The organism is Sphingobacterium siyangense (assembly GCF_023277505.1).
Taxonomy (GTDB): Bacteria; Bacteroidota; Bacteroidia; order Sphingobacteriales; family Sphingobacteriaceae; genus Sphingobacterium; species Sphingobacterium siyangense.
Genome location: NZ_CP080574.1, coordinates 6208896 through 6228134 on the forward strand (window position 1 = coordinate 6208896; position 19239 = coordinate 6228134).

General features: G+C 40.3%; 14 protein-coding genes. 7 read left to right on the forward strand and 7 right to left on the reverse strand.

The genetic code is table 11. The features are described from left to right. Positions 1-18: 18 nt before the first annotated feature. Positions 19-375 carry a YraN family protein gene (locus K2F45_RS26000; RefSeq protein ID WP_075994526.1) on the reverse strand — a complete coding sequence of 119 codons (357 nt, stop codon included), beginning with the start codon at positions 373-375 and terminating at the stop codon, positions 19-21. An 8-nt stretch (positions 376-383) separates the two neighbouring features. Continuing rightward, positions 384-2387: a DNA primase gene (gene dnaG, locus K2F45_RS26005; protein ID WP_075994527.1), complete on the reverse strand. Its 2004-nt coding sequence runs from the start codon at positions 2385-2387 to the stop codon at positions 384-386. Between the two features lie 80 nt (positions 2388-2467). Here dnaG and K2F45_RS26010 point away from each other — a divergent pair, with 80 nt between their 5' ends. Then, complete coding sequence (locus K2F45_RS26010; protein ID WP_232475637.1) at positions 2468-2941, forward strand: UDP binding domain-containing protein; 474 nt, start codon at positions 2468-2470, stop codon at positions 2939-2941. 139 nt (positions 2942-3080) lie between these two features. Here the strand turns inward: K2F45_RS26010 and K2F45_RS26015 are convergent, their stop codons facing one another. Beyond that, entirely contained in the window at positions 3081-3272 is a 192-nt protein-coding gene (locus K2F45_RS26015; protein WP_228280105.1) for a hypothetical protein, read from the reverse strand. Between the two features lie 256 nt (positions 3273-3528). Further along, a complete protein-coding gene (locus tag K2F45_RS26020; RefSeq protein WP_075994529.1) occupies positions 3529-5640 on the reverse strand; it encodes a M3 family metallopeptidase in 2112 nt (703 codons plus the stop codon). 170 nt (positions 5641-5810) lie between these two features. Here K2F45_RS26020 and K2F45_RS26025 point away from each other — a divergent pair, with 170 nt between their 5' ends. After that, a complete protein-coding gene (locus K2F45_RS26025) occupies positions 5811-6887 on the forward strand; it encodes a DUF4407 domain-containing protein (RefSeq protein WP_075994530.1) in 1077 nt (358 codons plus the stop codon). A 90-nt stretch (positions 6888-6977) separates the two neighbouring features. Here K2F45_RS26025 and K2F45_RS26030 read toward each other — a convergent pair whose 3' ends face one another. Both K2F45_RS26030 and K2F45_RS26035 read right to left on the reverse strand, forming a co-directional pair. Then, positions 6978-8300 carry a DNA recombination protein RmuC gene (locus tag K2F45_RS26030; protein ID WP_075994531.1) on the reverse strand — a complete coding sequence of 441 codons (1323 nt, stop codon included), beginning with the start codon at positions 8298-8300 and terminating at the stop codon, positions 6978-6980. Between the two features lie 205 nt (positions 8301-8505). Next, complete coding sequence (locus K2F45_RS26035) at positions 8506-9693, reverse strand: formimidoylglutamase (RefSeq protein ID WP_075994532.1); 1188 nt, start codon at positions 9691-9693, stop codon at positions 8506-8508. Between the two features lie 189 nt (positions 9694-9882). On the opposite strand from K2F45_RS26035, the gene K2F45_RS26040 reads away from it, so the two are divergent. From K2F45_RS26040 to K2F45_RS26060, 5 genes are all read left to right on the forward strand, one after another. After that, complete coding sequence (locus K2F45_RS26040) at positions 9883-10854, forward strand: NAD-dependent epimerase/dehydratase family protein (RefSeq protein ID WP_075994533.1); 972 nt, start codon at positions 9883-9885, stop codon at positions 10852-10854. A gap of 109 nt (positions 10855-10963) precedes the next feature. Then, complete coding sequence (locus K2F45_RS26045; RefSeq protein ID WP_075994534.1) at positions 10964-12256, forward strand: HAD-IB family phosphatase; 1293 nt, start codon at positions 10964-10966, stop codon at positions 12254-12256. A 137-nt stretch (positions 12257-12393) separates the two neighbouring features. Then, positions 12394-12978: a hypothetical protein gene (locus K2F45_RS26050; protein WP_075994535.1), complete on the forward strand. Its 585-nt coding sequence runs from the start codon at positions 12394-12396 to the stop codon at positions 12976-12978. Between the two features lie 292 nt (positions 12979-13270). Beyond that, complete coding sequence (gene mfd / locus K2F45_RS26055; RefSeq protein ID WP_248932704.1) at positions 13271-16606, forward strand: transcription-repair coupling factor; 3336 nt, start codon at positions 13271-13273, stop codon at positions 16604-16606. Between the two features lie 201 nt (positions 16607-16807). Beyond that, positions 16808-17998: a trans-sulfuration enzyme family protein gene (locus tag K2F45_RS26060; RefSeq protein WP_075994537.1), complete on the forward strand. Its 1191-nt coding sequence runs from the start codon at positions 16808-16810 to the stop codon at positions 17996-17998. Positions 17999-18087: 89 nt separating this feature from the next. Here the strand turns inward: K2F45_RS26060 and galK are convergent, their stop codons facing one another. Next, positions 18088-19239: a galactokinase gene (gene galK / locus K2F45_RS26065; protein ID WP_075994538.1), complete on the reverse strand. Its 1152-nt coding sequence runs from the start codon at positions 19237-19239 to the stop codon at positions 18088-18090.

The following is a 19239-nucleotide window of genomic DNA, read 5'->3' on the forward strand; positions in this document are numbered from 1 at the left end:
ATTTATAAGTACGTATCCTTAGCTATCCCAAAATGCATCTTTGATATGGGTGAGTACTGTTTTGGGGGATCTTGTTATTGCGACAACATCAAATCTGACTTCACCGACATAACCTGTTTTAAGGATATAAGCCTGTGCTGCACGAATTAGCAATCGCTGTTTTTTGCGATCTACAAATTCGTAGGGTTCGCCGAAATCCGTTCCCGACCGTGTTTTTACTTCAACGAATACCAAGGTATCCCTGTCCACGACAATCAAATCTACTTCTAAATTCTTAAATCGCCAATTTCTTAACACTATTTTATAGCCTTGCTCCACGAGGTATTCCATGGCCATTTGCTCACCCCATTCGCCCGTTTCAAGATGCTTGGCCATATCAAGTATTACTTAACAATCGTATTTCCCAGAAAGCCTCCCAAGAGCCGTTCGGCTTCTTTAAGTTTCTGATATTTAAAAATAAGGACTTCTAGGTTTGCCACATCTTGTTCATGTTTCATTTCTTCACGAATATGATGCATTTCTGCCTCAATCTTACGCTTCTTGATCCGATAGATCGCTGTAACAACAAGTTGTTTTAAATGCTCATATTCTTGCGTTACATAAATTTTACGCTTATCGTCATTCCAATTTTCGCTGAGCGAATATTTGCTGGCAACACTATTAATCGCCAAATCGGATATTGTTGTATCCGAATTCGAATAAAACTGCTTGGCATCTGGAATTTCGTAATTTTCTGCAGCATCTCTATAGACTTTTAAAATATAGGCCGCAGCTTTATCCTTAAATTCGATGTCGCTGATATTTCCCAGTAGCAGTCCTGCAACGGGAATATCCCCATCACCTTCCCAGGTTGCCAGATAATCCCCATAGTTGATTAGAATACGGACAATCTCTCGTTCCTGAAGAATTTCCGAAGTCAGTTGTACCGGTTGTTCGACATTCTCCATAGGAGCTACTCCCCCTCTTTCATCATCTGTCATGAAGAAATCCGGGGGTGGACCATCCATCCCAAAAGGTGGCATCCCTGCATTAGGCGGCGGGCTCTGCGGTTTACGAGCGGCATCCTTATCGGCCTTCTTTGCTCTATTGAGCCTAATCTTGTTGAGTTCTGCCAATAAAATACGCTCTTCGATATCCAAAAGGCTGCTACATTCCCGGATAAAAACAGAAACCTTAATTTCATCGGGAATCAATGCAATACTCTCGACGACATCACGGATTACCGAAGCCCTTTTTATTGGATCGTTATTGGCATCGCGAAGCAGAATATTCGTTTTGTAGAAAATAAAGTCCTGCTGATTGGATTTGACATAATCTTTAAAAGCCGTGGCACCAAACTTTTGAACATAAGAGTCGGGGTCATTACCGTCGGGAAAAAGCAGCACTTTAACGTTTAAGCCTTCTTCGAGCAGCATATCTGTACCGCGTAGGGAGGCTTTGATACCTGCTTCATCCCCATCATAAAGTATGGTCACATTCTTTGTAAATCTGGAAATAAGCTTGATCTGACCTGTTGTCAAAGACGTTCCCGAGGAGGAAACAACATTTTCGACTCCAGCTTGATGTACCGAAAGAACATCGGCATAGCCCTCTACCAAGTAGCAATTATCCTCTTCCATAATTGCTTTTTTTGCAAAATTCAATCCATACAGCACATCGGATTTATGGTAGATTTCGCTTTCGGGAGAGTTTACATATTTGGCGACCTTTTTATCCGTCTTTAGTGTCCGACCACCAAAGCCAATTACACGCCCTGTCAGGTTATGAATCGGAAACATGACCCGGCCACGGAAACGATCATATAAAGATTTATCATCACGTTCAATAGCCAAACCACTTGCAGCCAAATAATCTGGGTGAAAACCAGCTACCTGTGCTTTATCGACCAATGCAGTCCATTCTTCAGGCGAATAGCCCAATTCAAATTTTTTGATGATATCTTCTCGGTAGCCACGCTCCTTGAAATAGTTGAGTCCGATGACCTGACCCATTTCAGTTTTCCAGAGTTGTTCGGCAAAGAATTTACTGGCCCAAGCACTCAGGACATATAGACTTTCCCGTTTATCCTGCGCAGCAAGCTGGGCCGGTGAACGCTCGATTTCTTCAATTTGAATCGAATATTTATCGGCTAAATAACGGATCGCTTCCGGGTAAGAGAACTTTTCCAGTTCCATGACGAATTTAAGGGAATCTCCACCAACACCACAACCAAAACACTTATAGATACCCTTTGCAACTGAAACGTGGAAGGAGGGCGTCTTTTCATGGTGAAAAGGACAATTTCCAATCAGAGAAGTTCCCCGTTTCTTTAAATCAACGAAGTCCCCCACCACCTCTTCTATCCGTGCTGTTTCCAGTACTTTATCAATAACTTCCTGCTTTATCAAACCGTTTCTTTTTTAATGTAAAATTAGAATAAATCTTTTGTATCTCCACTACGAAATGGTATTGGGATCAAGTGATTTTGATGAATGATTATCAAAAACAGCGATTTGCAGATAACATTATCCAAACATTGTATAATACTGTATCGGGCAAAAAGATTGCATTCTTAGGCTGGGCATTCAAAAAAGACACCAATGATACGCGTGAATCTGCAGCGATTTATGTTGCAGATTATCTATTGAGTGAACAAGCTGAAATCACGGTCTATGACCCCAAAGTGTCTGCTGAACGCATCTATGCCGACCTAGATTATCTGAATACGCGCTCTTCGGAAGAAAACCGAGCTTTGGTAAAGGTTGTCAATACCGCCTATGAGGCTTGCAATGATGCACATGCAATTGCAGTATTGACTGAATGGGATGAATTTAAGCATTATGATTGGGCCAAAATTAAGGAGCATATGAAAAAACCTGCATTTGTGTTCGATGGCCGTAAACTATTGAACCGTAAGGAACTTGAAGACCTTGATTTTAAATATTACGCGATAGGCGAGTAATCAATATATAGCTAAAAAGAACCCTCAGCATATAGTCGCATAAGTGTATGCGACTATAACTGAGGGTTTTGTTTGTGCCTGTTGTCAACGCGTAAGGAAAGAGAGATGAAACACAAGCGATGCAACAGGACTTTTTATCTTAATTATTCAGCATTCCATAAAACTCATTCATGTAATAAGATTCTTGGAGTGCATCCCTGAAATTCTGCCATTGTTCTTCATCAAATGAAAATACGATATCTGGATAAGGTGTTTTCATAATCAACCGAAATTCACCATCTGGGAATGTGCTAAAAAAGAGCTCATCACCATTACTTTTCGTAATATTCAAGAAATCGAAGAATTTATTCCTCGTAAATGTCAGTACAAAACTTTGTTGCCAGATATAATATGTTTGACACTTATGGCAAACACTAATATGGGTATCTCCTCTTTGGCTTAGAATTTTTGTGTCACACATACTACCTACATTTATTTAGACTCATTATAAATAATATTCAAATGTAAGAATAGTTTTTAGAATAACAAGTACCTGAACAAAAAAAAGGCGATATATTTCTATATCGCCTTTTTTTAATTAGAGAGCATTAGTTCAAACCTCTCTTTTTCAATAGATATTTTGGATCTGGATCTGCACCTCTAAATGTACGGTACATTTTAGCAGGATCATCAGTACCTCCTTTTTCAAGGATATTTTTACGGAAAGAATCCGCTGTCACTTGATCATACAATGATTTTTCCTTGAAAGCTGCGAAGGCATCTGAATCCAATACTTCAGACCAGATATAGGCATAATAACCTGCAGAATATCCACCAGCGAAGATATGTTGAAAATATGTACTTCTATAGCGCGGAATAATAGCATCAATAATACCTATCTTTTTCATTGCTGTTTTTTCAAAGCCATTAATGTCTTTTGAAATTTCTTTTGTGGTAGCATGATAATCCATGTCTAACAACGCGGCAGAAAGGTATTCAACCGTTGCAAATCCTTGATCAAAGGTACCGGCCTTTTCCATTTTTTGAATCAATGAATCTGGCATTGCTTCTTTGGTCTTATAATGCTTAGCATATGTTCTTAACACCTCTGGATCTGCTGCCCAATTTTCCATCACTTGTGAAGGTAGTTCAACAAAGTCACGGGGTACAGAAGTTCCGGCCATAGAGCGGTATCTCACATTGGAAAGAAGACCATGCAGAGCATGTCCAAACTCATGGAATAAAGTAGTCGCTTCATCAAATGTCAACAAGGCAGGATTTTTTCCCACTGGTTTTGTGAAATTGCATACGATGGAAATTACTGGTGCAACACGTTTGCCATCTTTTGTCGACTGGTTACGGTAAGAAGTCATCCAGGCTCCCCCTCGTTTTGACTCACGTGGGAAGAAATCGGCATATAGCAGACCTAAATGTGAACCGTCTTTGTCTTTAACTTCATACACTTCCACATCTTTATGGTAAGTTGGTACATTGTTTAAGGCTACGAACGTCAAACCATATAATTTATTGGCTACAGCAAACGCACCTTCACGAACTGCAGGAAGACTCAAATAAGGTTTAATTTCGTCCTCATTCAATGCGAAACGTTTTTTGCGAATAATTTCTGTATAATATCTCCAATCGTAAGGGGCCACAGCAAAATTACCTCCTTCAGCCTTTATTTCCTTTGCTATATCTGCTTCTTCACCCTTTGCTTTAGCGAGTGCTGGAGTCCAAAGTTTATTTAACAGTGCATAGACATTGGTCGGATTCTTCGCCATTGATTCCTCTAGTACATAGGCCGCATGTGAAGAATAACCCAATAATTTTGCTTTTTGAAGGCGTAGGTTTACAATTTTTTGAATGATCGCCTTGTTATCGTTGGTGTTATCTTGATTACCGCGTAGCTGATAAGCCTCCCAAAGTTGCTTTCTCAGTTCACGATTTTTTGCATATTGAAGAAAGGGCATAATGGAAGGATTCTGTAAAGTAAACACCCACTTATCCTTCTTTCCTTTTGCTATGGCTTCTTCAGCTGCTGCCGTTTTCAACGATTCAGGCAAGCCTTCCAATTGGCTAGCAGAATCAACGACCAGTGTATAAGCATTGGTTTCAGCAAGCAAATTTTGTCCGAATTGCGTTGTTAATGTTGAAAGCTCAGCATTAATTTTTTTCATTTTTTCCTTATCAGCATCCTTTAAATTCGCTCCGGAACGTACAAAACTCTTATAGGTTTCCTCCAACAGTTTATTGTCCTGTTCGTCTAATCCAAGTGTATTTCGACTGCTCCAAACTGTTTTGATACGGTCAAATAGTTTGGTATTCATCGAAATTTCATCAGAATGACTCGATAAGATGGGAGCCAAATCTTTTGCTATCGCCTGAATACTGTCATTTGTATTGGCACTATTTAGATTATAAAATACAGTAGATACATTCTTCAATAATCCACCTGCATTTTCCAGGGCGACTATCGTATTTTGAAATGTTGCTTTATCCGAATTGTTGACTATCGTGTCAATTTCCAAATTGTGTACTTTTATCGCTTCATCAAAAGCTGGCCTAAAATGCTCTGTTTTAATCTTGTCAAAAGGTGGTACATTAAATGGGGTTTCGTAAGCCAATAAAAGAGGATTATCTGTCATCACTTTTTTTTCCTCACAACCAACAAATGCAGTTGCCACTATCGCAAAAAATGGCAAAAGTTGTCTTTTCTTCATATTATCTGATTATTCCTGATTTTTTTCAAAGATAATAAAATTAGGCAAATGGTCCGCCTTCTTGGAAAGGGGTTGCAGAGGAACATAAAAACAGTCATCGTATTGTAAAACAAAAACTTATTCATAAACCTTGTTAAAAATAATCTGTCAATTTGGGTAAAAATATTTTAATGAGCGATATTAACCGTTTCTTTTGGAGATGTGCGGGGGTACATCAAGAAACTCTTGAAAAATATCCGGAAGAGCATAGTAAGTACACAGCCATAGGTGCTACTATTTTTTTTACGGGATTGTTTGCCAGCCTTTCGGGTGGCTATGCCATGTATTTCGTATTTAGTGGAGGGGCATTTGACTGGCTTTTGGCCATTGTATTTGGCATCATTTGGGGTTTAGCGATATTCAATATGGATCGCTATATTGTACTCAGTATAAATAAATCAAAAAGCGGCCTTATGCAGCTTATGCAGGCTCTTCCTCGAATTTTATTGGCAATTTTGATTGGTTTGGTTATCTCTAGGCCGTTGGAGTTAAAAATCTTCGATAAAGAGATTCGAGAAAACCTCCGTGTACGTTTTCTCGCAGATCAACGCGCTAAAATCGACACGCTCAACAGTACGTTCAATAAGAAATATGCCAATGAAGTTTCGCTTTTAAAAGCGATTACGGTCGAACGTGATTCATTAGAAGCCAGTATTAAAAATGACCGTACAAAATTGAATTACGAGATATTCGGTAACAAAACAACTGAAACATCCGGTGTCATGGGATATGGCCCTTATGCCAAAATGAAAGAAGAAGAGCTGAAGAAAAAAGAGGGCTATTTGGACACTTTACGGAACAAGATAACGACCCAACAAAACGCAATACGTCAGAAACAGAAATTTGAAGGGATATTGGACCAAAAAGTCTTATCCAACGCTTCTTTGGACAGCGCTGTCAATGTCGCTGGTTTTGCAGACCGCAACTCTGCTCTGGGCAATCTAAGGTACGATGCCAATGGAAAGGTCAACGAATCCAATGCAAATGCTGTGTTTTTTATTGCGCTGCTTTTTGTCTTCCTCGAATGTCTTCCGGTAATCGTCAAGCTCTTGGCAGGAAAGGATCCTTATGACAACGAAGTCCAAAACCAAAGGACTATTCATGATTACGAATCAGACAGCAATGTCACTGTTCAAAAAGAAGCTGTAGATCGTTTAAAGGATACGTATGTGGATGTTTCCATCAATAAGCGGATGAAAGAGCTTTAGCAAAACTTTTAGCATAAGTTAGCAGAACAGGCTTTGCTTTGCACGGTTAAAAATTAAAAACGGGCTTACCTTTCGGCAAGCCCGTTTTTGTTAATCTTCCGCATCTAAAAATTTGGAATCGATCTGTTTATTTGCTTTGGCTCCTAAACGTTTTAATTTCTCCACTTTTCCGATAACGTTCCCAGCGCCTGTAGAGAGCTTTTTAGTTGCATCTTCATGGCTTTTTAATGCGCGCTCCAATTGATTTTGCACCTGTTCCATATCGTTCAGAAAGCTCACAAACTTATCGTAAAGGCTCCCCGCTTCTTTCGCTATTTCAATTACATTCCTGGTCTGACGTTCCTGCTTCCAGATACTGGCGATAGTACGCAATGTCGCCAACAATGTCGAAGGGCTAACGATTACAACCTTACGATCCCAAGCATCGCTGAATAGATCCGGTTTTTCAGCGACGGACATACTCAATGCAGATTCGATCGGCATAAACAGCAATACAAATTCTGGCGATTCTATACCATATAACTCGTGATAGTTTTTTGCGGAAAGTTCTTTCACGTGATTTTCCACAGACTGTACATGTTGTTTTGCGAAAATTGCGCGGTCCTCATCCGTCTCAGCATTGACCCAACGTTCGTAGGCAATCAGCGAAACTTTTGAATCTACAATCAGATGTTTATCTTCAGGAAGGTCGATAATCGCGTCGGGTTGCATTCTTCTTCCTTCGGCATCCATCAGAGAGACCTGTAATCTAAATTCGCGATCGCGCATAAGTCCCGAACGCTCTAAAACCCGCTCTAAAATTACCTCGCCCCAATTGCCCTGCTTTTTGGTATCCCCTTTTAATGCCTTGGTTAAGCTATTGGCTTCGTCTTTAATTTTAAGACTCTGTTCGACCAGCTGAAGGACAACTCCCTTTAAAGAATTTCTTTCCGCGGCCTCTTGATTGTAATTTTTATCGACTTTCTCTTCAAACAATTTGATTTTTTCCTTCAATGGATCCAAGATCAAGCCCAGGGAACGATGATTGGTCTCTGTAAACTTTTGTGTCTTCTCTTCCAATATTTTATTGGCAATAACCTGAAACTCATTGTTGAATTGTCGTTTAATCTCTGCGATTTCATTCTTCTGTTCCTGAAATTTATCGAGCTGCGCCTCATAAAAAGAACGTGTACTCTCTAAAGACCGCTCTGCGACCAGAAGATTCTCCCGTTCCTTATCCAATTCATTTTTTAGCATAAGACGTTCTTCCAGCAAACTTTGTTCCCGCTGTTGCGATCTAGCAAGCTCAATTTTTAGTGTTTCAACCTCTTTACTGTACGCAGGACCGGTACTGGTATCGGTATTCTTTTTTAGTACCAATACGATCAAAATGACCAATAACAATACGATTCCCGCAAAGAAAAATATTTCCATGATTTGTATTTTCTGAAGATGGTGTATGCTTACCTGAGCAGGTCTATTTTGCCATCACTGCATTTAACTAAACCTATAACGTCTCAATCTTAATGAATCGGCACCACTAAAAAACAGATAACTCCAATCTGTTATCAGTTTGCACGATGTATTACACACTTCTCTATGGTAAGGCGTAATACCAATGTCCCCACTTAGTGGTACATTATTGTAACTTTTGGTGTGTTTTCCACCATAGATCAGGCATTTCACCTGAAATAGCCAATTGGTAGTCTTCATAACGGCAAGGAACGAGGTAATAGCGTTCATTGACTGATTTAGATCCAAAATAAGGCACTTGAATCCACCAGCGGTCTGATTTTTTACTTTTCACAAAGACCAATTCATGCTCTTCATTTTCCAGTGTCGTGCGATAAATGATATAAGATGATTTGGGGTACAGTGGCGTATCTTGTTTGCGGTTATAGTAACCATCAATAAAGCACCAGATCATTTGGGAGACCAACATAGCCGTCTGCTCCATTGGATCAAATGTTGGATTGAATTCATAAAAACCGATGGAAGAACATTTATCCGACATCCCGGCATAGCGGGCGAGTTGACAAGCTTCATCGCCAAATAAACCATTGGGCATTGCATTGGCATTTCCAGGTGCTTCAGAGGCCCGAATGGCTCCTATGTCAAAACTAATTAAATCCGCTGCTCGGATCAAAGGCTCTGATTGGTCCATTTTACCGGCAATCATACCGACTCGTGTTGCATTAAAAAATAGTTTATCATACATATTGATAGACTCTTTACTTACGAGATAGGTTTGATAGGCTATGGCATTTAAATTGAATAAATAGTCCGGCTGGTGCAAGATAATATGGTTCACATAAGATCGGGAATTCAGGCTTACATTTTCAGCATTTTCCTCATCAAGGTCAAAACGAGCATCTATAATTGCCAGCTCTATCTTTCGCTCTAAGTTTTGATACCCCAAATATTGTGCATAGGTAAGGTCCTGTCCACCACCAATGATAATCGGAAGAATATTTTCTTTGACCAGTTCTTCTACGACAGATTTTAAAGCGATATAGGTATCTTGAATTGTATTACCGGCTTTGATATTTCCCAAATCAACGATATTCATCTTATAATCGCCCTGATATAGCGCATAGAGATGTTTTCGTACTGCATCCGGCGCCTTATCCGTTCCGTTATTATTCATGGATGCACGGTCTTCCTCCACACCGACAATAGCCAATTGAGGCTGTTTATCCACTTCCCAGCTCGGAAAATCTATTTCATAGGCTTGAATAATGTTCCCTAGTTGAGAACTCAAGAACCCATGCTCAGGAGCAAAACCTGTAATTGAAATCGGGCTAAAGAATACGGACAGTGATGACATAAGCTATAATTTGTAAAATTTCCTATTTGTTCTGAAAACGACTGTTTTAATTGGACTGAAAGAATCTACCTTGGCTTTCATGGCGTTTGATACCCGCGAAAGCATGAAGGTTTTCAGGATGCAATTCACACAAATATCCATTTATTAACTAACTTTTGAAAACATTATTTTTAACAGTATCTTTATCAAGTGATATTAATAACTGGAGGAACAGGTTTTTTAGGGTCTACACTAATCAGACAGTTGATAGACCAAGGAATTGACGTCATTGCCATCAAAAGAGCTCAATCGACTATTCCGGCCTCGTTGTTATCGTCTTCGTTGGTCCAATGGATCGACGCTGATATCAACAATTATTTTGAATTAGAAGATGCTCTTGATGGGGTTACTAAAGTATTCCATTGTGCAGCATTGGTTTCCTACCAAAAGAAAGACGCTAAGGCACTCTTTAAAGTGAACGTGGAAGGAACGACAAATCTGGTCAATCTTTGCCTTGAAAAGGGCATTCGCCTACTTCATGTCAGCTCGATCGCAGCTTTAGGGACAAATCGAGACAACCTTCCGGTATCCGAGAAAGACCATTGGGAACACAATTCATTGACATCGAACTATTCGTTATCAAAATATCAGGCGGAGATGGAGGTCTGGCGTGGCATTACCGAAGGTTTAAGTGCAGTTATTGTCAACCCCTCAGTAATTTTAGGTGCTTCGGCAAAAGAGAAAGGCTCTGGAGCTATTTTTTCGATGATCAATAAAGGTCTACGATTTTACCCGAAAGGAAGTGTCGGCGTTGTTGATGTTGAAGATGTAGCTGCGATCATGATTCAATTGATGGGAAGAGATGATATCACGGCTGAGCGCTATATCATCAATCATCTCAATATAAGCAACAAGGATTTGTTGAGCGTGGCGAGTGTATTAATGAACAAGCCTGAACCGACAATCGAAGTTTCCGAAACCTTACTCCAAATTGCCTCTACTGTTTCCAGCATGCTTTCCGTATTTAAAAAATCGGATACGACATTGACAAAGGAAACAGCGGCAGCTTCAAGTGCCAAATTGCAGTATTCCAACGCTAAAATCCAGGAACTTCTAAACCACAGTTATCGACCTTTGGAACAAACGCTAAAGGAAATTGCCGATTTATATAACAAACAGTAAAACTATAACATAACAAACAACCAAACCTTGAAACCGTCGGAAACCTACCGATATCGGAGATCAGCATTCAGCGTTATTGCTCACGATCGTTTCATAAAAAAATAACAAGATGAAAAACTATTACATCATTGATTTTGATAGTACATTTACGCAAGTAGAGGCACTTGATGAACTTGCAAGGATCTCCCTTGAGGACCATCCGGATCGCGAATCTATCTATCACGAAATTGAGCGGTACACCAATCTTGCCATGGAGGGTAAACTATCTTTCCGTGAGGCTTTGGCTGGTCGCGTAAAACTCTTAAATGCCAATAAATCTCATCTGGATAAACTTGTTTCACATCTTAAGAAAAAGGTTTCAACCTCTTTTTCCCGAAATCGTGAATTTTTCAAGAAACACGCCGACACCGCATGGATTGTTTCAGGAGGTTTTAAGGAGTTTATTACTCCTGTTGTTACACCATATCATATCAAGACTGAAAATATCTATGCCAATACATTCAGATTTGATGAAGAAGGTAATATCATCGGTTTTGATGAAGAGAATCCTTTATCAAATGAAGGTGGAAAAGTGCAATTATTAAAACAATTAAATATTGAAGGAAGACTGTTTGGCATTGGTGACGGTTATTCAGATTTTCAACTGAAAGAATCGGGATTGATTGAAAAATTCTTTGCATTTACAGAGAATATCCAACGTAAAAGTGTCACTGAGAAAGCAGACTTCATCACACCTAGTTTTGATGAGTTTTTATATGTAAATGATCTGCCCCGTGCAATATCCTATCCTAAAAACCGTATCCTTTGTTTGATCGTGGGTGATGTACCAGAAATAGCGGCTCATATCTTAAAAAGAGACGGTTTTTCTATCCGCACAAAAGACACCTTCGAAGAAAAGTATGTGAAAGATGTAGGGATGCTTCTATTGGGGGACAATATCGATATCAGTGATGAACAACTGCAACATGCTGACAAATTAAAAACGATCGGATATTTGGGTGATATCAGAGGCCATATCAATAAGGATATCTGCAATGCTAAAGGTATTGTCGTTTTCGATGATAAGAAAAATAAAAAGAAAAATTCCGAGTTTATACCTCGGCGGATGGCCGATTTTATCAACAATGGTGATACTTATTTAAGTCGCAACTTCCCAAATCTGATTTTACCAAAAGTAAAACAGGTAACGAGATTATTGCATATCCACCAAAACGTTCCCGGAATTATGGCGCAGATCAATAAGGTCTATGCCCAAAATAACATCAATATTGTTGCCCAATTTCTAATGACAAAAAGTGATATTGGCTATGCGGTAACAGATATACAAGGTGAATATGATAAAGATCTATTGAAACAACTCAAACAGATCGACAATACAATTAAGTTCAGAATATTGTATTAATAGCAAACAGTCGTAAATATGGGCGGCAGCTATTGCCTGCTTAAATTCCGGCTTATAAAACGAGAAATTTAGTCAGGCACACCGAAAGTGTGCCTGACTTTTCGCTCAACAACTCTTTTTACACTAAAACATAGATTATGTCCTTACATCAAGATGCCGAATTAAAGAAAGCTGTCCTTGACCTACCTCAGAAGGAAAAAGACAAACTCCTTGTACGCCTGATAAGCAAGGACAAAATGCTGATCAAACAATTACATTTCCAATTACTGGAAAATGCGGACGATTTAGAGGAACGTATTGAAAAACTACGAAAGCAACTGGCGCAATTGTTCGATATTGGTTTAAGTCAAATTGGCAATACGCCACAACACAGTCATTTTATTGCACTTAGCAAGCTTGTGAAACAAGCAAGCGGTTTAGTGAATGAACACGAAAAAGTCACCAAGGACAAAATCAGTGAAGTAGAATTTAGATGCTATATCCTGAAGAGAACCATTGCTGATTACGACAGGCTTTTCGACTCCTCTTATCAGTCTGCCGCCCACAAATTGCATAAATATATAACAGGGCGCATAAAGCATGCGGTGGGTAAATACAGTAAACTTCATGAGGACTTTCAGTTTGACTATCGGGAAGATTTTCAAAATACACTGGATGCTTTTGGTAATACAACACTTAAAAGCTATATTAGTGAACAGAAGATTGACCTCGACCTAAATTAGTCATGAGAAATAGCAAAAACCGCGTTAAAATTGGATCCTTTCATGTTACAGCTTACGAGCAATATAAATTAATTTACTTGGCCACATTATTGGTGTTGCTCGCTTTTGCCTACACCTTTTACCTCGCGAAATAAACTCCCGCACAGATCAATCTGTTATAGCTTTTGAGTTCTCCAAAGTCATGCCCTTCTTAACGAGGGATTCGGCCATTTTTTTACCAAAAAAATTAGCACTTCATACCCAATACTTGATACTATTTCGTTAAATTCGCAATTATTCGAAATTTTTGCTCGTGGGAATTCAAGAAATATTAGAAAAATACAGCCAAAGCGAATCTGTCCAGTCGCTCACCAAGGCTATACAATCCAAAAACCCAAAGATTCAGCTGAAAGGGCTTATTGGATCTTCGGATGCGTTCATAGCCGTATCTTCTTACAACTTACAGGAACGTCCAATGGTCTTTATTTTACCAACTCATGAAGACGCTTCTTATTTTTTAAGTGATCTGGAAAGCCTGTTGGATAAGCAGGTTCTTTTTTTCCCTTCGTCTTATCGCAAAGCTTTTGATTTTACACAAACTGACTCTGCCAATGTATTGCAACGTGCGGAGACTTTAAGTTCACTCAACCATACTTCGGAATTACCGAAAATGGTTGTGACTTATCCGGAGGCTATTGCTGAGAAAGTGATCAACCGCAACGATCTGGATAAAAATACGTTGGAAATAACAGAAAACACCGCTCTAAGTATTGATTTCATCAACGAATTTTTGATCGAATATGATTTCGAACGTGTAGACTTTGTGTATGAACCGGGGCAATTTGCGATACGCGGTGGCATTGTAGATATCTTCTCTTTTTCGAATGACCTCCCATACCGTATTGAATTCTTTGGCGATGACATCGAAAGCATACGTACATTTGACATTGAGTCCCAGCTGTCTGTCAAAAAAATCCACAAAGTAACCATTGTACCGAATGTCCAAGCGAAATTCCTGACATCCCAACACATTTCCTTATTGGAATATGTAGATCAGGACGCTACGATCTGGATCAAAGACGCTCAATTTACGTTAGATATTGTAAAAGATGGGTTAAAAAAAGCGGAAAAATTATGGGCGGGGCTAACAGATAAGCAGAAAAAGGATAATCCCGAATGGCATAATCCAGCCTATGAGTTTACAGATGAGAAGAATCTCAATGCCTTATTCTTTGAGTTCCCTATCATCGAATTCGGCAAACAGTTCTTTTATAAAGCTGAGGTAACACTCAAGTTCGATATCCACCCGCAACCTTCGTTCAATAAGGATTTTAATCTCTTAATCCATAATTTCAAGGAGAATGAGGGCCAGCGGATCCAGAATCTGATCTTTTCAGATTCAACCAAACAGGTCGAACGTATCTATACGATTCTAGAAGATCTCGATAAATCAGCGACCTTTATTCCAATTCATAAAGCTTTACGCGAAGGTTTTAGAGACGACAGTTTAAAGTTTGCTTGTTATACTGATCACCAAATATTTGACCGCTATTATAAATATAAACGCAAGAAGGCTTACGAGCGCTCGCAGGCAATTACGCTCAAAGATTTACGGGATCTTAAACCTGGTGACTTCATTACCCATATTGACCACGGTGTCGGCCGCTACGGTGGTTTGGAAAAAGTGGACGTCAACGGTAAATCTCAGGAAATGATCCGCCTGATCTATGCAGACAACGATCTTTTGTATGTGAACATCAACTCCTTAAACCGTATCTCCAAATATTCCGGAAAAGAGGGTACTGTTCCCAAAATGAATAAACTGGGTACCGACGCCTGGGACAAACTCAAAAAGACGACCAAGAAAAAAGTTAAGGATATTGCGCGCGACCTGATCATGCTTTATGCCAAACGAAAGGCCCAGCATGGAAATGCGTTCTCACCGGATAGCTACTTACAGAATGAACTGGAGGCCTCCTTTATCTATGAGGATACACCTGATCAGGAAAAGGCTACTGCCGATGTAAAAAAGGATATGGAATCGCCGCATCCGATGGACCGATTGATCTGTGGGGATGTTGGCTTCGGAAAAACGGAGGTTGCCATCCGTGCAGCCTTCAAAGCTGTAGCAGACAGTAAACAAGTTGCTGTCCTGGTACCGACGACAATTCTTGCATTACAGCACTACCGGACATTTTCGGAGCGCCTAAAGGGCCTTCCATGCACGATCGACTATATTAATCGTTTCAAAACGAGCAAACAGATCAAAGATACCTTAGCCAGGCTCGCTGAAGGAAAAATAGACATTATCATTGGCACCCATCGCCTTGTTAGCAAAGATGTCAAGTTCAAAGATCTTGGTCTAATGATCATTGATGAGGAACAAAAGTTTGGGGTTGCAGTAAAGGAAAAATTGAAGGTCATGCGTGCGAATGTAGACTCACTGACATTGACAGCAACGCCAATTCCAAGAACATTGCACTTTTCATTGATGGGCGCCCGCGATCTGAGTATCATCTCGACCCCACCACCCAACCGGCAGCCTGTACAGACCGAACTCCACGTTTTCAATGAAACACTGATCGGAGAGGCCGTCAGTTACGAACTTGATCGTGGTGGACAGGTATTCTTTATCCATAATCGGGTCGCAGATCTTCCGCAGCTGGGCAATTTGATTCGCAAGCTGGTTCCAGGAGCACGGGTCGGTGTTACACATGGCCAATTGGAGGGTGATGAGCTTGAGGATGTGATGCTTAAGTTTATCAATCACGATTTCGATGTCTTAATCGCAACAACAATTATTGAAGCGGGTCTTGATATTCCAAACGCGAATACGATTATTATTAATCATGCACATATGTTCGGACTGAGTGACCTGCACCAAATGCGGGGTCGGGTCGGTCGCTCTAATAAAAAGGCCTTCTGTTATCTACTGAGTCCACCATTGTCGACTTTAACACCGGAAGCCTATAAACGACTTTCTGCGATAGAAGAATTCTCTGAACTCGGCTCTGGATTTAATGTTGCCATGCGCGATTTGGATATACGTGGCTCGGGAAACCTATTAGGTGGCGAACAGTCGGGATTTATTGCCGAGATCGGTTTCGAGATGTATCATAAAATCTTGGACGAAGCTATTCAGGAACTGAAAGAGGATGAGTTTTCAGCAGTATTCGCTGATGAGAAAGAACGAAAATATGTGTCCTTTACACAGATTGACACCGACCTCGAGGTATTGATCCCGGATGAATATGTAACCAATATCACTGAACGATATAATCTGTATACGGAACTCTCTAAATTGGAAAACGAGCAGCAATTGGCAGCGTTTGAAAAAGAACTTGAAGATCGCTTTGGCCCTATCCCACGAGAAGTCTTTGAATTATTCAATACACTCCGTTTACAGTGGTTTGGCAAAACGATCGGATTCGAAAAAATAGCCTATAAAAAGCATACACTGAAAGGTTATTTTGTCAATAACCCCAAGTCGAGCTACTTTGAATCTGATCAATTCGGCCGAGTACTGTCCTTTGTACAAAGCCATCCGGAGATCAGCAACCTCAAAGAAGTCAAAGGCCAGCTTCGTTTAGCATTAAACAATGTGAATACCATTGGATATGCATTGAGCCTGCTGAGAGAAATGTTGTAAGATATATTGATGCATCCGATATAAATAAAATCTACATATTGAGTAGATTTTATTTATATTTGATATACAAGACAAACCTTCTTCGAGCTGTTAGCACCAACAGTGCTTTCAAACGAGCTAAGGGTTCCTTACGATCAAAGATTCGACAAGATCGAGTTATGGATTCTTAAGGCGATACAAGCATCAATCAATATTATTAGTATGGCTACCAATACCGAAACGATACTCGTCCATGAAGGACAGCAATTCAACCAGACATCTGCAGTAACTACTCCAATCTATCAGACATCCACATACATTGCAGATCCTGACCCAACGGAATACATCAAGGCTGCTACCGAACCGAAACACCCTTATTTTTATCATCGCCATGGCAACCCAACGAATAGCCAAGTAGCGTCCATCCTAGCAAAATTGGAAAAAACGGAGGATGCACTTGTATTTGCAACAGGTATGGCAGCGATCAGTACAGCCATATTGGCCATCGTTAAATCGGGCGATCATATTGTCGCCCAACATGCACATTATTCCGGAACAGCTATTTTCTTTAAAGAGTTCCTAACGGATTATGGCATCACGGTTACGGCTGTGGATCAAACAGATGTTTCAGCTTTTGAAAAGGCTATTCAAACAAATACCAAACTGATTTATATAGAGACTCCATCGAATCCAAACCTCAACATTAGCGATTTAAAAGCACTCGGAGAGCTTGCCAGAAAACATGGAATCCAGAGTATGGTCGATAATACATTTGCCTCCCCTATCAACCAAACACCAACAGATTTTGGAATAGACGTCGTTGTCCACAGCGCCACGAAATATTTGGGCGGACACAGCGACCTCACTGCGGGTATCGTCTGCGGTACGCAGCACTATATCGCCAGCGTATGGAAACGATCCGTCGCTTTGGGAGCATCACTTGCACCGCTTGATTCCTGGTTACTATTACGGGGATTGAAAACATTAAGTCTACGCGTCAAACAGATCAATACAAATGCGCTGAAGCTAGCCGAATTTCTGGATCAACATCCAAAAATAAAAAAAGTCAGTTATCCTGGATTACCCAATCACCCACAACATGAGCTCGCGGCCCAACAAATGAACGGTTTCTCCGGTATGCTTTGCATCGATGTCAACGGTAAAGATGAAGAAGAGGCATTTTTAAATGCACAGAAACTCATCAATGGGCTGCATATATTTATCAACGCGGCCAGTTTGGGAGGGGTCGAATCGCTTATTGTACACCCCGCGAGTATGTGGGGCGGTCATCATACGAAGGAACAGAAAGAAGCTTCCGGAATCACGCTAGGCATGTTGCGCATCTCTGTTGGAATCGAACATGCCGATGATCTAATCGCCGACTTAAAACAGGCATTAGACCAGCTTAACTAGGACTTGTGTAGTAAGTAGTTATCAAAAAAGACAAAAAATAAGGGGAATAGCATGAACATGCTATTCCCCTTACTGTACCTACTTTTTTATCAAAGTACGCGGGTACCATCGGCAATCCTGACCTGAATAACCGAAAGTTCTTTATCAAATTTCTGTTTGTATTCTTTTTCGAGTGTTGGTAAAATTGAAGGTAATACACCTTCTTTGACGATATTGATCGTACAGCCACCGAAACCGCCGCCCATCATTCGGGCACCGATCACCTCAGGAAATTGCTTGACATAATCCACTAAATAATCCAGTTCCGGACAACTGACTTCATACACTTTACTTAATCCCTCGTGGCTCTGAAAAATATACTGTCCAAGCTGAACAACATCTCCTGAACGTAGTGCATCACAAGATTTCTCTACACGTTCATTCTCACGGACCACAAAACTAGCTTTCGCATAAATATCGGCATCTTTATCTTTCACCAATTCATCAAGCATCGCTATGGTTACATCACGTAGGTTCTTGACTTCCGGGTATTTTTCCTGTACCCATGCAGACGCCTGTTCGCATTGTTCACGACGTGTATTGTAAGCTGTAGAAGCTAATGAGTGTTTTACGTTTGTATTCAATAACACAACTTCATAACCCTTAAGATCAAGTGGCACATACTCGAAACCCAAAGTACGGCAATCCAGTTTGATGACATTTTTCTCTTTACCAAAGGCTGAAGCAAACTGATCCATAATACCGCACATCACACCAGCATAGGTATGTTCGGCCTTTTGTGCAATCTGTGGAATATCAAGTCGTTCGACCTGTAAATCGAACAGTTCGCTGAGCGCCAAGGTAACGGCACACTCAACGGCCGCTGAAGACGATAATCCGGCCCCCAATGGTACATCGCCATCGATATACAGGTTGAATCCACCTAGCGTTGCCCCACGTTTCTGATACTGATCAACTACACCGAGAATATAGTTTGGCCAATGTTTTTCTGAGATTGCAATATCCGCTAGTTTTACCTCATGATGTTCTTTATAATCTTCCGCATAAAGCACAATGTTATCATCCGATCGCTTACTTACAGCAACGTATATTGCCTTGTCAATTGCAGCAGGCAATACAAATCCATCGTTATAATCCGTATGTTCTCCAATAATATTAATCCGTCCGGGGGAAGTAACGACAAGAGGTTCCTCCTGGTAGAGTTCTTTAAATTTGTTTACAATTGTATCTTTTGTTATCAT